12 protein-coding genes are annotated in these 14,441 nt (G+C 67.7%); 5 read left to right on the plus strand and 7 right to left on the minus strand.

Features of this window, described 5'->3' with window-relative positions:
- Window positions 1-4: 4 nt before the first annotated feature.
- Window positions 5-1,363, plus strand: coding sequence for an MFS transporter (locus ABIC25_RS13625; RefSeq protein WP_239402301.1), 1,359 nt, complete (start codon window positions 5-7; stop codon window positions 1,361-1,363).
- Between the two features lie 97 nt (window positions 1,364-1,460).
- Here ABIC25_RS13625 and ABIC25_RS13630 read toward each other — a convergent pair whose 3' ends face one another.
- Window positions 1,461-1,634: a hypothetical protein gene (locus tag ABIC25_RS13630; RefSeq protein WP_167550902.1), complete on the minus strand. Its 174-nt coding sequence runs from the start codon at window positions 1,632-1,634 to the stop codon at window positions 1,461-1,463.
- 603 nt (window positions 1,635-2,237) lie between these two features.
- Here ABIC25_RS13630 and ABIC25_RS13635 point away from each other — a divergent pair.
- A complete protein-coding gene (locus ABIC25_RS13635; protein ID WP_239402302.1) occupies window positions 2,238-2,912 on the plus strand; it encodes a slipin family protein in 675 nt (224 codons plus the stop codon).
- Between the two features lie 158 nt (window positions 2,913-3,070).
- Here the strand turns inward: ABIC25_RS13635 and ABIC25_RS13640 are convergent, their stop codons facing one another.
- On the minus strand, window positions 3,071-5,272 hold the full coding sequence (locus ABIC25_RS13640) for a 3-hydroxyacyl-CoA dehydrogenase NAD-binding domain-containing protein (RefSeq protein WP_354561861.1): 2,202 nt from the start codon (window positions 5,270-5,272) through the stop codon (window positions 3,071-3,073).
- Window positions 5,273-5,383: 111 nt separating this feature from the next.
- Entirely contained in the window at window positions 5,384-6,595 is a 1,212-nt protein-coding gene (locus ABIC25_RS13645; RefSeq protein ID WP_004018964.1) for an acetyl-CoA C-acetyltransferase, read from the minus strand.
- A 129-nt stretch (window positions 6,596-6,724) separates the two neighbouring features.
- Between ABIC25_RS13645 and ABIC25_RS13650 the strand changes: the two genes are divergently transcribed.
- From ABIC25_RS13650 to ABIC25_RS13660, 3 genes are all read left to right on the plus strand, one after another.
- Window positions 6,725-7,897: a TetR/AcrR family transcriptional regulator gene (locus ABIC25_RS13650; RefSeq protein WP_248643924.1), complete on the plus strand. Its 1,173-nt coding sequence runs from the start codon at window positions 6,725-6,727 to the stop codon at window positions 7,895-7,897.
- Between the two features lie 155 nt (window positions 7,898-8,052).
- Window positions 8,053-9,204: an acyl-CoA dehydrogenase family protein gene (locus tag ABIC25_RS13655; RefSeq protein WP_354561863.1), complete on the plus strand. Its 1,152-nt coding sequence runs from the start codon at window positions 8,053-8,055 to the stop codon at window positions 9,202-9,204.
- A gap of 54 nt (window positions 9,205-9,258) precedes the next feature.
- Window positions 9,259-9,885, plus strand: a complete 627-nt coding sequence (locus ABIC25_RS13660; protein ID WP_064570458.1) for a TetR/AcrR family transcriptional regulator — start codon at window positions 9,259-9,261, stop codon at window positions 9,883-9,885.
- A gap of 7 nt (window positions 9,886-9,892) precedes the next feature.
- On the opposite strand, the gene ABIC25_RS13665 is transcribed toward ABIC25_RS13660, so the two are convergent.
- Genes ABIC25_RS13665 through ABIC25_RS13680 form a run of 4 tightly spaced genes read right to left on the minus strand, consistent with a single transcriptional unit; the run spans window position 9,893 to window position 14,433 of the window.
- Window positions 9,893-10,684, minus strand: coding sequence for an SDR family NAD(P)-dependent oxidoreductase (locus ABIC25_RS13665; protein WP_308219779.1), 792 nt, complete (start codon window positions 10,682-10,684; stop codon window positions 9,893-9,895).
- A 19-nt stretch (window positions 10,685-10,703) separates the two neighbouring features.
- Complete coding sequence (locus ABIC25_RS13670) at window positions 10,704-12,647, minus strand: oxidoreductase (protein ID WP_354561864.1); 1,944 nt, start codon at window positions 12,645-12,647, stop codon at window positions 10,704-10,706.
- Entirely contained in the window at window positions 12,644-13,678 is a 1,035-nt protein-coding gene (locus ABIC25_RS13675; RefSeq protein ID WP_064570460.1) for an ABC transporter substrate-binding protein, read from the minus strand. Before ABIC25_RS13675 ends, ABIC25_RS13670 begins: the two co-directional genes overlap by 4 nt.
- A complete protein-coding gene (locus ABIC25_RS13680; RefSeq protein ID WP_239402309.1) occupies window positions 13,669-14,433 on the minus strand; it encodes an SDR family NAD(P)-dependent oxidoreductase in 765 nt (254 codons plus the stop codon). The genes ABIC25_RS13675 and ABIC25_RS13680 overlap by 10 nt, the downstream gene beginning before the upstream one ends.
- Between the last annotated feature and the right edge of the window lie 8 nt (window positions 14,434-14,441).

A 14,441-nucleotide genomic window follows, 5' to 3' on the forward strand; every position in this document is an offset into this window, starting at 1 on the left:
CATCGTGAGCGGACCAACTCTCAACTCCAGCCCGAACAACTCAGCACCGGCCGTCGACAGACCCAACTGGCCGGTCCTGATCCTCGCCTTCATCGCCGTCGTGCTCGACGGCTACGACACCATCGCCCTCGGCCTCTCCGTGCCGGCGCTCAAGGAGGACTGGGGTGTCCCCGCCTCCCACTTCACCCCCGCCCTGTCGCTGACCAGCCTCGGTGTCGCCCTGGGTTACATCGCGGTCGGCCGGCTCACCGCACGGTTCGGCTGCCGCAAGGTCATCCTCGCCGCGGTCATCGTGTTTACGATCGGCAGTCTGCTGACGGCATGGGCCGGCAACATCGTCGAGCTGAGCGCGCTGCGCCTGATCACCGGCTTCGGTCTCGGCGCGGTCATGCCGGCGGCCGTGGCGCAGGCGACTGCACTCAACCCCGCCCGGCACCGGCAGTCGATCGCGGTGTTCGTCACGATGGGCATCTCGATGGGTGCGCTCATCGCCGGACTGCTGGGTACTCGGCTGGTGTCGGCATACGGTTGGCCGTCGGTGTTCGTCGCGGGCGCCATCGCCTCTGCGGCCCTGTTCCCCTTCCTGTGGGTGTGGCTGCCCGACGAGCGCACGCTGACCGGTGTGACCCCGGGCTCTGAGGCCCGCCACCACGCGGCCGTGGCACGGTTGTTCGACCCCGAGGTCCGCGGTCGGACCCTGCTGCTCTGGGGCTTCGCCTTCATGGTGTTCTCGGTCTTCTACATCTTCTCGTCCTGGCTGCCCACCCTCCTGACGAGTTACGGCTTCAGCACGGGTCTGGCACCACTCGGGTCGGCGGCACTGGGCGTCGGCAGCATCGTCGGTGCGGGTGTGCTGATCCTCGGCGCGACCCGGTACCGGATGAGCTCGATCCTCGCCGGCACCACGGTGGCGGCCATCGTGTTCCTGATCCTGTCCGCGTTCCTCGGCGCCGACAAGGCGTTGCTGCTCTTGGTGTTCGGCGGCGTCGGGCTCGGACTGCAGGCCGGCATGATCGGGCAGGCCGCCGTGGCGGTGTCGATCTACCCGCAGGCCACCGCCGCGACGGGAGTCGGTTGGGCCTCCTCGATGGGTCGCCTCGGCTCGGTGGTCGGCCCGATCGTCGGCGGCGCCCTGATCGGACTCGGTCTGTCGACGAGCGCCATCGTGCTGATCGCGTGCGCCCCGGTCGCGGTGGCGCTTGCACTCGTCCTGCTGCTCCGCCGCACGGAATCGAAGGTGCCCGAAGATGCCGCCGCGACGGGACGGCTCGACGGTCCGGAAGCCGGGGACCGCACGACGGTCGGCGGACCGGCGATGACCAGCCAGACGATGAACGGCCACGCGATCGGCAGGCAGGCCTGACGCGTCGAACCCATTCGACGAGCGGTGCACCGGGTATCACCCCGGTGCACCGCTCGTCGTCCCACCCACGTCGTGACGGACCGGTCGCCGAACGCGATCAGCACGCGCGCGACCACAGCAGATAACCGACCGCGAGCGCGAACACGCCGGGACCGAGACACACCAGGTGATCGCGGGTCACCGCCTCGTCGAGGTCGGCATCGGAGAGTCCGGCACGCACCGCGTTCTCACGCAGGATCAGACCGGAACGATCCGTGGGTATCGGGATCACGAACACTTGGACGTGTCGCGGCGCCCATCGGTTCCATCGGATTCGTGGCGGCCGATGATCCGTTGCACCCCAGCGTACGACGCCCCACCCAGGTGCCGAAGCCGAGGATGCGCGCCGAGTAAGTGCTCGGGCCCGCGACCGGTGCGTGCGCCGCCCCTCCGCTCCCTGAGGAGCGCCCGGAGCTTGCGGAGGGCGCGTCACGAAGGGTCTCCCACGCATCTCACCAGGACCCTTCGTGACGCTCGCAAGCTCGCTCCTCAGGGAGCGAGGCGATGCTCGATAATCCGTTGCGCCCCACAGCACGACGCTGGCATAGTGCCCGTTCGGCACGAGGACCAGCAGACCGGAGCGGGATACCGCGAAGTGTTTCTGCGCGTCGGAATCCTCGTCCGCCTTCAGATGGCAAGGGATACCTCCCGAGCAGGTTCGAGTCCTGACACGGCACTGCTCCCGGGAGCACGGGCCCGGTCGGTTCTGCGGTCGTCGTCCGGGTCGTGCGCGACCCCGCGTCGCACCCCATCGGCCGGCCCGCCCGCGAGCGGTGTCGCCATCCGAATCCTCACACCCGACAAGCATTGCGACGCAACGGAAAGGAGGATCGCCATGCTGTTCCACAATCGAATCACCGTCCCACCGGGCCACACCGTGCTGGCCTACCGGGGTACCGAGGTCCAGACGCTCCCCACCGGTCGTCACCGCGTGCGCAAGCCCGACGCCACGCTCAGCGTCGACCTGCGAGAGCGCCTGATCCAGGTCTCGCCGCAGGAGATCCTCACCGCCGACTCGATGGCCGTCCGTATCTCGATGACGTTGCGCGCCCGCGTGATCGACGCAGTCGCCTTCGTCGAACGAGCCTCCGATCCGATCGGCGCGGTCTACCTGGCCGCCCAGATCGCGCTGCGTGAGGTCTGCGCCGGCGTCGAGTCGGACGACCTCGTGCGTCGCGGCGACTCCGTCGACGTCGAGCCGATCCGCGTCGCAGCGGCCCGGGCCGCGGGCACCGTGGGCATGGACGTTCTCGAAGCGGTCGTCCGCGACGTCATCGTCCCGGCCGAGGTCCGCAGTGCCGCACTCGAGGTCATCACCGCCAAGACACGCGGTCTGGCCAAGCTCGAGGCGGCTCGCGCCGAGACCGCCGCGCTGCGCGCGCTGGCCAACGCGGGCCGGTTGCTCGACGCCCACCCGGCGCTGGCGCAGCTGCGCCTCGTCGAGTCGGTGCCATACGGCGCCCGCGTCGTGCTCAGCGTCGGGGGCGCCGAGGCGCCGCCGGACGACTGAGCTCCCGCGGCCTCGTTTCCGTCCCGCTTATCCGATCCAATCAGCGGGACGGAAACGGCGACGCGGGAGCGACATTGGTGGTCCGGAGAACACAAGAGCCCCGGCCGGAACGAATCCGGCCGGGGCCCTTGTTGTCTGCTGGTCACCCAGCGAAAGCCCTACTTCGCAGCGAGGTTCTCGTTGGTCAGCTTGGTGACACCCTGCTCGGCCTTCTCGACCAGCGAGGCCGGCGGCTCGAAGTGCTTGCCGTACTTGCCGGCGAGGTCCTTGGCGCGCGCGACGAAGCCGGGCACGCCACCCTCGTAGCCGTTGATGTACTGGATGACACCACCGGTCCACGCGGGGAAGCCGATGCCGAAGATCGAACCGATGTTGGCGTCCTCGACCGAGGTGAGCACACCTTCGTCGAAGCACTTGACGGTCTCGAGCGACTCGGCGAAGAGCATGCGCTCCTTCATGTCCTCGAGCGGGATCTCCGTGGTGCCCGACTTGAAGTGCTCACGCAGGCCCGGCCAGAGCTGGGTGCGCTTGCCGTTCTCGTCGTAGTCGTAGAAGCCCTTGCCGTCCTTCTTGGCAGTGCGACCGTTGTCGACCATCCAGTCGACGACGGCGTTCGAGCCGTGCTGCGGGAAGTCCTTGCCCTCGGCCTTGGCCGCTGCCTCGGTCTCCTTGCGGATCTTCTGCGGCAGGGTCAGGGTCAGCTCGTCCATGAGCTGCAGCGGCGCGGCCGGGTAGCCGGCCTGGGTGCCCGCGTGCTCGATGAACGCCGGCTCGACGCCCTCGCCGACGGCCGCGATGGCCTCGTTGACGAAGGTGCCGATGACGCGGCTGGTGAAGAAGCCACGGCTGTCGTTGACGATGATCGGGGTCTTGCGGATCGCCAGCGTGTAGTCGATGACCTTGGCCAGCACGGCATCCGAGGTCTTCTCACCCTTGATGATCTCGACCAGCGGCATCTTGTCGACCGGCGAGAAGAAGTGGATTCCGATGAAGTCCTCGGACCGCTTCACACCCTCGGCGAGGATGGTGATCGGCAGGGTCGAGGTGTTGGAACCCAGGACGGCATCGGGCTCGACGATGTCCTCGATCTCCTGGAACACCTTGTGCTTGACCTCGACCGACTCGAAGGCGGCCTCGATGACGAGGTCGACACCCTTGAAGTCGGCGGCGTCGACGGTCGGGTGGATGCGGGCGAGGAGTGCGTCGCTCTTCTCCTGGGTGGTCTTGCCCTTGGCGAGAGCCTTCTCCTCGAGCTTCTCCGAGTACCCCTTGCCGCGCTTGGCAGCGTCGAGGTCGATGTCCTTGAGGACGACCTCGATGCCGGCCTTCGCCGACACGTAAGCGATTGCCGCGCCCATCATTCCGGCGCCGATGACGCCGACCTTCTTGGCGGTGAACTTGTCGTAACCCTCGGGGCGCGAGCCGCCGCCGTTGATGTGCTGGAGGTCGAAGAAGAACGCCTTGATCATGTTCTGCGCGACCTGACCGGTGACCAGCGAGACGAAGTAGCGGGTCTCGATGATGTCCGCGGTGTCGACGTCGACGTAGGCACCCTCGACCGCGGCGGCCAGGATGGCACGCGGCGCAGGCATATTGGCGCCCTTGATCTGCTTGCGCAGCAGGGCCGGCAGCGCCGGGAGGTTGGCCGCGAACGCCGGGTTGGTGGGAGCACCGCCCGGGATCTTGTAACCCTTGACGTCGAACGGCTGCTGGGCCTCGGGGTTCTCCTTGATCCAGGCCTTGGCGGCGGGGATCAGTTCCTCGATGGAGCCGACGACCTCGTTGACCAGGCCGGTCTCCTTGGCCTTGGTCGGGTTGAAGCGCTGACCCTGGAGCAGAACACCCATGAGGGCGTTCTGGATACCGAGCAGACGGACGGTACGCACGACGCCACCGCCGCCGGGCAGCAGGCCGAGGGTGGCCTCGGGCAGACCGATCTGAACACCCTTGACGTCCGCGGCGATGCGGTAGTGGGTGTGCAGCGCGATCTCCAGGCCGCCACCGAGTGCGGCGCCGTTGATCGCGGCGACGACCGGCTTGCCCAGGGTCTCGAGCCGACGCAGCACCTTCTTCATGCCGTTGGTCGTCTCGGTGATCTGCGTGGCGATCTCCTCCTTGGAGACACCCGTGCGATCGCTGGTCATGTCCTTCAGATCGCCACCGGCGAAGAAGGTCTTCTTCGCAGAGGTGAGCACGACACCGGTGATGTCGTCCTTCTCGGCCTCCAGGCGGTCGACGGTCGCGGCCATCGACTCCTGGTAGAGCGCGTTCATCGTGTTGGCGCCCTGGTTGGGGTCGTCCATGGTCAGGATGACGACGCCGTCGGCGTCCTTCTCCCAATTGATCATGTTGTCACTCATGGTGATTCGCAGAGTTCTTTCTCGTGAAGTGGTGGTCGCTGCCCCCTGAGGAGCGAGCGAAGCGAGCCGTTCACTGCCCCCTGAGGAGCGAGCGAAGCGAGCCTCGAAGGGTCAGAGACGCTCGATGATGGTCGCGACGCCCATGCCGCCACCGATGCAGAGGGTGATCAGGCCGTAGCGGCCGCCGGTGCGCTCGAGCTCGTCGAGGCAGGTGCCGTAGATCATCGCGCCGGTTGCACCGAGCGGGTGACCCATGGCGATCGCGCCACCGTTCACGTTGACCTTCTCGTGCGGGATCTTCAGGTCCTTCATCCACTTCATGACGACGGAGGCGAAGGCCTCGTTCAGCTCGAACACGTCGATGTCGTCGACGGTCAGGCCGGCCTTCTTCAGCGCCAGCTCGGTGGCCGGGGTGGGGCCGGTGAGCATGATGGTGGGCTCGGAGCCGATCTCGGCGAAGGAGACGACGCGGGCACGCGGGGTGAGGCCGTTGCGCTTGCCTGCCTCTTCGCTGCCGATGAGCACGAGGCCCGATCCGTCGACGATGCCGGAGCTGTTACCACCGGTGTGGACGTGGTTGATCTTCTCGACGCTCGGGTACTTCTGCAGCGCGACGTCGTCGAAGCCGGCCATGTCGGCGAGGGCGGCGAAAGCGGCCTTCAGCTTGCCGAGGCTCTCGACGGTCGAGCCCGGGCGACGGTGCTCGTCGTGATCGAGGATCGTGACGCCGTTGATGTCCTTGACGGGCACCACGGACTTGGTGAAGTAGCCGCTGTTCCAGGCCTTTTCAGCGCGAGCCTGCGACTCGGCGGCGTAGGCGTCGACGTCCTCGCGCGAGAAGCCCTCGATGGTGGCGATCAGGTCGGCGCCGATGCCCTGCGGGACGATGTAGTGGTCGTATGCGGTGGCCGGATCGGTGAAGAGTGCGCCACCGTCGCTGCCCATGGGTACGCGCGACATCGACTCGACGCCACCGGCGAGAACCAGGTCGTCGAAGCCCGAGGCGACCTTGGCCGCGGCGAGGTTGGTGGCTTCCAGGCCCGAGGCGCAGAAGCGGTTGATCTGGGTGCCGGGGACGGTCTCGGGGAGACCGCTGTTGAGGGCGGCGGTGCGCGAGATGACCGCGCCCTGCTCGCCGACCGGGGAGACGACACCGAGGATGACGTCGTTGACGTCGGCCGGATCGAGGCCGCCGTGACGCGACAGGACCTCGTTGATGAGACCGGAGACCAGGTCGACCGGCTTCACGCTGTGCAGCGAACCGCCGCGCTGCTTGCCACGAGGCGTACGGATCGCCTCGTAGATGAATGCTTGATCAGGCACGAAAGTGTTCCTTTCACACGAACCACTGGTTGGTTACCCACCGAGGCTAACGCGGAATAACTTATTTGGCTATACCCGGTGGTCAAGAGGTCTGGCGTTCTGTCGAATGTGCGCTATGGTCTGTTCACCATGCCTGACCGGAAACCCACCTCTCGCACCCGGGGCGCCGACCGCAAACGACAGCTTGTCGACTCCGCGGCCGCGCTCTTCCTGCAGCGTGGGTATGCGCAGGTCTCGCTTGCCGACATCGCGCGCTCGGCCGGCGTCACCGCGCCGTCGGTGTACCGGCACTTCGACGACAAGCAGTCCCTGCTGGCGGCCGCGGTCCTGGCCGGTGTCGACGACCTCGAGTCCTGCACCGATCGGGCGCTCGCCGACGGCATCGACGCGAACTCGCTGATCTCGACGGTCTGCGACCTGGCCGTGCAGCGACCCCAGGCGGCGTCGTTGTGGCGATGGACCAGCAACTACCTCACCACCGAGCAGAACAAACTGGTCGCGGTTCGTACTCGCGAGGTGATCGGCCACTGGGCGTCGGCGCTCGCGGCCCGTCGGACGGATCTCTCCGAGCGCGAGGCCGTGCAGTTGGCATGGGCCGTGTTGAGCGTGAGCGGTAGCCTCACCGTGCATCACACCCGCATGTCCGGCGCGCGTGCCCGCGACGAGATCGAGAAGCTCATCCGACGGATTCTCGCCCTGAGCCCCGCTGCGGCACCGCCCTTCGCGACCTCGCCGACGGTCAGCTCCGTGCCGGGTTCGCGTCGCGACGAGATCCTCGACGCGGCAGCCGAACTGTTCGCCGACCGCGGGTACACCGACGTCGGCGTCGACGAGATCGGTGGAGCCGTCGGTATCGCGGGTCCCAGTGTCTACAAGCACTTCCCGTCGAAGCTCGCCATCCTCGTCGCGATCGGCCAGCGCAGCGGCGCCCGCCTGGAGGCCGGGGTGATGGCCGTGTACGGGGCGACGTCCGATCCTGCGAAACTCCTTGCCGGTCTGGTCGATTCCTACGTCGAGACCATCACGAGCACCCCGGATCTGTCGGTGAGCTTCAACAACTCCCCCGCGCTCGCCGGCCAGGCCAGCGCCACCGACCTCGTCGATGTCCAGCGCCGCTATGTGGCGCGCTGGGTGGATCTGCTCATGCAGGTCGACCCGGAGATCAAGCGCGATCAGGGTGCGGTCGCCGTGCACGCGGCACTCTCGATCGTCAACGACGCCGTGCGCATGCGACGCGGCTCGGAGAGTCCGCAGTTCGCCGCGCGGATGGCCTACCTCATGAAGGGCGTGCTCGCGCTCTGATCCGCGCCGACGGGTATGCGCCGGTTCCTTTCCCACGAACTGAACTTACTTCACTTTAGTTTTGCGGTCCACTCCGCCGTCGGGCGTTGACCCGGCGACAGACGCCTGGTGTACTGAACTGATATCAGTTTGTTGACCGATGCGATGGAGCCCTGATGAGCCACACAGACGACCTGTCGACGAAGCCGTGGCTCGTCGACAGCTCGGTCCCGGTGCTGCCCTCCGAGGAAGAGGAGGATCTGCGTGCGGCCATGCGCGATCTCCTCGGAACGGGCGACATCGACGAGGTGCGACGGGTTGCCGCCACCGCGCTCGGATACTCACCGGAGATGTGGTCCGCTCTGACCGGGTCGATGTCGGTGACAACCATGGCGGTACCGGAACCGGTCGGTCTCGGATACGGACTCGCCGAACTGTGCACGGTGATCGAGGAGTGCGGCCGGGCGCTGCGGCCCGAGCCGGTGGTCTTGTCGGCCGCGATCGGTGTCCACGCGCTACTCCTCGGATCCGGTGAGCAATCAGGCGAATTCCTCACCGGCGCTCTCGACGGCAGCCGGATCGTGACGACGACCTCGCTCACGCCGGAGTCCGACGACCTGACCGCCGCATCCAACGGTGAGCGGTGGCTCGTCACCGGGCGTGCACCGGCCGTCGCCTCCGGGGCCGCCGCCGACATCGTTCTCGTGACGGCCGAAACCGGCGCCGGCCGAATGCTCTTCGCGGTCCCCACCGACGACCACGTCGAGCGGACGTCGCTGGATTCCCTCGACCCGACCCGACCGATCACCGCTCTGCGCTTCGACGACGCATCGGCGATCGCGCTCACCGATCCCGACGAGCCCCCCCGAGCCGTGGCGACCCTGCGCGACCGCGCCGTCATCGCCCTGGCGGCCGAGAACGTCGGGATCGCCGGCGCACTGGTGGACATGACGCTCAACCACACCAAGACCCGCAGGCAGTTCGGGCGGCAGATCGCGTCCTTTCAGGCGATCAAGCACCGACTCGCGGACATGTACGTCGACCTCGAACGGGCACGGTCGGCCGCCCGATACGCCGCCGCCCTCCACGACATCGATCCGGCCCGGGCCGGACTCGCCGCGGCGGTTGCCGGGGCGGTCTGCGGAGACGTCGTCGTCCGCGCGTCCACGGAGGCGATCCAGTTGCACGGCGGCATCGGATTCACGTGGGAGCACGCCGCGCACAACCACTATCGGCGTGCGCTCACCAACGAGACATTGTTCGGCGACACCGCTGCTCACCGGCGGCGGATCGCGCAGATCCTCGCACTGCTCCCGTCCGCAGCTTGACCCGAGTTCAGCTCATTCGACGTATACTTCGGCAACGAACAGAAGGGGGTCACCATGCCAGTGGCTACGGAGGTGCGCGAGGACGGTCCCCGTTCCAAACGCGCGCGAATACTCACCGTCGCGATCGAGCAGTTCGGCAGAGTCGGTTACGAGCACACGAAGTGGGCCTCGGTCGCCGGCGAGGTCGGCATCGGCCAGACGGCGCTGTATCACTACTTCGAGTCGAAGGCGCACTGCCTGCTGACCATCATGCGGCTCGAACTCACCGACTCGGTCGAGCGATTCCGCGTGGGCACCGCCGGAATCCCCGACCCCGCACAAGCTCTCCGATCGGCCATCGACGCCTCGCTGCGCGGCGAGCCGATCGACGCCCTGCAGCGTCGAATCCTGCAAAATCACATGGACATCCTGAGCACCCCGCGTCAATCGGACAAGGAAGAGGCCGAACGTCTCCGGTCGCGGGAACTCGTCGCCGAGATCGAGAAGAACTGGGCCGACCTGATCAAACGCGGCATGGACGAGGGCAGCTTCGTCCAGGGCGACCCGGTGGTCTATTCCCGTCTCGTCCTCGGCGCCCTGGTGAGTGTGTGGCGCTGGTATCGCCCCGGCGGTCCGCTGTCGCTCGACGACCTCATCCGCACGGTCTCCGACTCGGCGATCCGGATGGTGACCGCGCCCTAGCGGCTTCTCAGACCGTGAACCGACCACCGTTGCTCAGCAGCACGGCCCCCACGACGTTCGCCGCGCCCGGGGACGCGAGGTAAAGGATCGAGTCGGCGAGTTCCGCCGCGGTCGCGTATCCCCGAGCAGGTCCCGACGCCATCGCGGCTCGCAGGTGGGCCGGGGTGCGCGCGGCCATCCCCGTGTCGACCGGACCCGGCGCCACCGTGTTGACCCGAATCCCGAAGGGCAGGACCTCTTTGGCGACCGACTGGGTCAGTGCATGCACGGCTGCCTTCGACGCCGAGTAGTGCGGGTAGCCGATCAATGTGTCGAATGCCGACGACGAACCGACGGTGACGACGGATCCGCCGCCCCGGCCCCGCATACTCCGGACCGACTCGCGCAGAACGTGAAACGTGCCGTCGAGGTTCACCGCCATCACCCTCCGCCACGCCTCGTCCGACAGTCGCGAGAGAACGTCGACGGGATCCCCCGATTCGGCGGCCTCCTGTATCCACGCCTTGCTCACCGGATCGTCGACGCCGGCGGCATGCACCACGACGTCGACCCGCCCGGTGTCGGCGATCACGGTGTCGAACACATCGGCCACCTGTACCGGATCGGCGACGTCGACGGCCACCGGGACCGCACCGGTGACGGATTCGGCAATTGTCCGCGCGCCGGTCTCGTCGAGATCGAGGACGTATACCCGACTCGCGCCCCGCCGGCCCAGCGCGTGGGCCGTTGCCGCGCCGATCCCCGACCCGGCGCCCGTCACGACCGCGATGGCACCCTGAAACTGACCGTCCACCAGCATCTCTCCTGAATTCGGGGAATCAGATCTCACAACCGGCGCGATAGCCCTCGGCGATGGCATGCCCGATACGGCGAGGGGTCACGCAGTCGCCGACGAGGTCGATCGTCTCGTCGGCGGCGTGGACCCCCAGGTCGAGTACCGGTTGCCGCGGCCCGTGCCAGACGATCAGGGACTCGTCGAGAGCCGTGGCCTCGCCGCCGAAGACCGGTTGCAGCAGTGGCGATCTCCCATCTGATCCGGCTACGACGGCGTGCGCCACCCGCAGCCGAACTCCGGCGTCACCGAGCCTGCTGAGCAGGGGACCGACGCTCTCGGCGGGCACCCGGGAACACAGCGCGGTGAGCGGAGTGGCGAGTGTGACCTGCCATCCGCGCAAAGCCAGTGCCTCGGCGGCGTTGTACGCCGGCCAGAAGCCGTCGCCGTCGTCGACGACGACCGCCTCGCCCGCCGAGATCCCCGCCGGATCGCCGATGATGACCTCGTCGACGGTCGCGGTCGGGTGTCCGTCCAGCCATTCCGGTGCGGGCGCCGTCCGAGAACCGGTCGCCACCACGACATGGTCTGCGATGGAACGGATCTCGGCGAAGTCGTCGGCGTCGATACCGGCGGCGAGGTTCACCTCGACCTTGAGTCGGCGCATCTCGTTGCCCAGGTAGTCGATGACATCGATCAATGTGCTGCGGTGCGGCGCGGCTGCCGCGACGCGCACCGATCCGCCCAGTGCGGTGTCCTTGTCGAAGACAGAAACGCGGTGCCCCCGTTCTGCAGCGACGCGCGCCGCCTCCAGTCCAGCCGGGCCACCGCCGATGACGTAGACGTCCTTGGTCACCGGCGCCCTGACCCCCGCCTGCCGATGCCGGCCACGGCCGACCTCCGCGTTCACCGCACAGTGCAGGTGTGGATCGAACGCCCGGCAGTCCTGGTTGACTCCGAGGCACCCGCGGATCTCGAGCAGTCGGTTCTCGGCCGACTTGTTCGGCAGTTCCGGGTCGGCGATCAGCGCGCGAGCCATGCCGACCAGGTCGGCATGGCCGTGCTTGACGATGTGCTCGGCAGTGGCCGCATCGCGAATCCGCTGTCCCACCAGTGTCGTCAGCCCCGTCACCGCACGCACACGGGAGGCGGAGGGAACCGCCACGGCATCGGGCTGGGTGGAGTCCTTCACATACGCACCTCGCGTGCCGTGGGTGATGCTCAGGTAGTCGATGCCCAGCCCGGCGTAGAACTCGGCGATGGGCAGGCAGTCCTCGATCGTCATACCGCCGGGGATCTCTTCTTCCCCGCTGAGCCGGACGCCGAGGATCTTGCCCGCAGGCATGGCCGAGCGCATCGCCTCCACTATCATCCGTCCGAAGCGCATGCGGTTGTCGAATGATCCACCGAAGCAGTCGCTCCGACGGTTCGTCAGCGGAGACATGAACTGTGCGACCAGGTATCCGTGCGCGGCGTGGACCTCGAGGCCGTCCACCCCCGCGGCGATCAGGTTCTCCGTGGACACCCGCCAGCCCTCGACGATGTCCTCGATCTCGCCGATGGTGAGCTCATGCGGTGGGTAGGCGTCGCGGACCGTCTTGACAGGCGACGGCGCTACCGGGGGTGAGTCGGACTCACCACCGATGAACTCCCGCCCGAGGTGGACCAGCTGGGTGACCAGCCGAGAGCCGTGACGGTGTACCGCCTTGACCTTCTCTGCGGTCGCGGGGATGACGGCCTCCTGGTAGGCCTCCACCAGCTTTCGCGAGCGAAGCGTCGTGGTCGGATGGACGACGGTCGCCCCGCCGACGATCATCCCGACGCCGCCCGCGGCAAGCCGCTCGAAATGCTCGACGTCACCGTGGCCGGGAATCCCCTCCTGCACCAGGCTGGTGCCGGCGGGCAGCGCCACCAGGCGGTTCTTGAGTGTGGTGCCCCCCAGTGCGAGCGGACTGAACAGTTCCGGGAACGGGGTAGTCTGCGACGTCACGGCATGAACTGCTCGCGCCAGTCCTGCTGGAATCGCGAGACCGAGTCCGCCGTCAGGGTGTTGGTGTCGGGCAGCGGTATGTCCTGCGCCCGCGCGACCGCCCCGGGGATGTTCGGCAGAGCCGATCCATATCCCGTGGACAGCGCCGTCTGCCCCTTCTCGGTCACCAGAAAGTCGGCGAGAACCTGGGCGGCGTTCGGATGCGGCGCCGACGTGAGCACGTGGCTGTACCACGGGGTCCCCCAAGCCGGTTGCGGCAGAACCCAACCCACCGGAGCGCCGGCCGCCTGCTCCCGGACCAGTGGCTGCACCATCGGTGTCGCCGCGATCTCGCCGGAGTTCAGCGCCTGCGCGACACCGAGCGCACTCGGATAGACGCGCGGCTGCAGCGCCGCGAGGCGGCTGTTGAAGTCGGGAGACCAGTTCTCGTCGAAGAACCGGTACTCGTCGACCACGGCCGCGAATCCAGCCGGGTTGACGACCCCGATCTTCCCGCGCAGCGACTCCGTCAGCAGGTCGTCCGGTGTCCGCAGACCTCCCGGCAGTGCGGTGGTGTTCCACCCGAGGGCGAAGACAGCAGCGCTCACCAGGAAGAACCGATCGTCGAGGACACTGCGATCGCGTTCGTAGGCAGGAGCATCGAAGGCGGGGCCCACGACCGGCATCGAGTACGTGCCCGATTCGGCGGCGGTGGTGATCCAGGCCGGATCGGACGTCATGTGCACGTCCGCCGTGCCCTTGCCCGTCCGGTTCTCGGTCTCCACGCGAGGATTGATCTCGACGTCGGTCCCTCGGACGAAATCCAGCGTGATGCCCGGGTATTCGGCCTCGAAGGCGGTCTTCAGTTTCGCAAGGTTGTCGGGGTGTTGCGTCGAGTAGAGGAAGACGCTGCCCTCGTCCTCGGCGGCCGCAACCACCTCGGACCAGTCACCCTCGACCGGGCCGGTGGGGGCCGACGACGAGCCACACGCGGCGATCGCCATCGATACGACGGCCGCCATCGTCGTTCCGACCAGTGTCTTCACGCGCATGTCCAACCACCGTCCACGAACAATTCGGTCCCGGTCACGTAGCGGGCATCGTCCCCGGCGAGGAATGCCACTGCGGCAGCGACATCCGCAGCCTCACCCAGTCGCCCCATCGGAGTGTTCGCCACCATCGCCGCGTACCTCTCCGTGCCCTCGTACCTTTGCCGGAGCTGCTCGGTGCCGATGAACCCCGGGTGCACGGAGTTGACGCGAACGCCCCGCTTCGCCCAGTGGAGCGCGGCGTTCTTCGTCATGGTCGCCACCGCACCCTTTGCGGCCGCATAGGCCACGCTGTTTCCCAGTCCGCCAACGCTTCCGAGGATGGAGCAGAGGTTGACGATCGACCCACCGCCGGAACTCTCGATCAGTGCACCAGCGTGCTTCATACCGAGCCATGTGCCGGTCTGACTGATGTCGACAACCCGCCGGTAGTTGTCGAGTGTCTCGTCGACGACGCTACCGAGACTGCCGATGGCCCCGTTGTTCACGAGGATGTCGAGGGTGCCGAAGCGTTCACCCGCCTCGGCCACCACTCTCTCCCAACCGGATTCGTCGGCGATGTCCAGGTCGGCGATCGCGTGCCGGTCCGGGTCGCCGAGGCCGTCCCTCAGTTCGTCCCCGGGTGTACCGGGAACGTCGGTGATCATCACCGCGGCCCCCTCGTCGGCGAGTCGGCGGACGATCTCGACGCCGATCCCGCCCGAGGCGCCGGTCACCAGCGCCACCTTGCCCGCCAGGCGTGACGTGCCCACGCTCATCTGGATGT

The organism is Gordonia sp. PvP123 (genome assembly GCF_040547295.1).
GTDB lineage: Bacteria > Actinomycetota > Actinomycetes > Mycobacteriales > Mycobacteriaceae > Gordonia > Gordonia terrae.

Bases quoted from the DNA above. Each gene is read 5' to 3' on its own strand.
- ABIC25_RS13635 (WP_239402302.1), top strand. From the start codon at position 2,238: ATGCTGTTCCACAATCGAATCACCGTCCCACCGGGCCACACCGTGCTG.
- ABIC25_RS13680 (WP_239402309.1), bottom strand. From the start codon at position 14,433: ATGAGCGTGGGCACGTCACGCCTGGCGGGCAAGGTGGCGCTGGTGACC.
- ABIC25_RS13675 (WP_064570460.1), bottom strand. From the start codon at position 13,678: ATGCGCGTGAAGACACTGGTCGGAACGACGATGGCGGCCGTCGTATCG.
- ABIC25_RS13660 (WP_064570458.1), top strand. From the start codon at position 9,259: ATGCCAGTGGCTACGGAGGTGCGCGAGGACGGTCCCCGTTCCAAACGC.
- ABIC25_RS13655 (WP_354561863.1), top strand. From the start codon at position 8,053: ATGAGCCACACAGACGACCTGTCGACGAAGCCGTGGCTCGTCGACAGC.
- ABIC25_RS13640 (WP_354561861.1), bottom strand. From the start codon at position 5,272: ATGAGTGACAACATGATCAATTGGGAGAAGGACGCCGACGGCGTCGTC.
- ABIC25_RS13665 (WP_308219779.1), bottom strand. From the start codon at position 10,684: ATGCTGGTGGACGGTCAGTTTCAGGGTGCCATCGCGGTCGTGACGGGC.
- ABIC25_RS13650 (WP_248643924.1), top strand. From the start codon at position 6,725: ATGCCTGACCGGAAACCCACCTCTCGCACCCGGGGCGCCGACCGCAAA.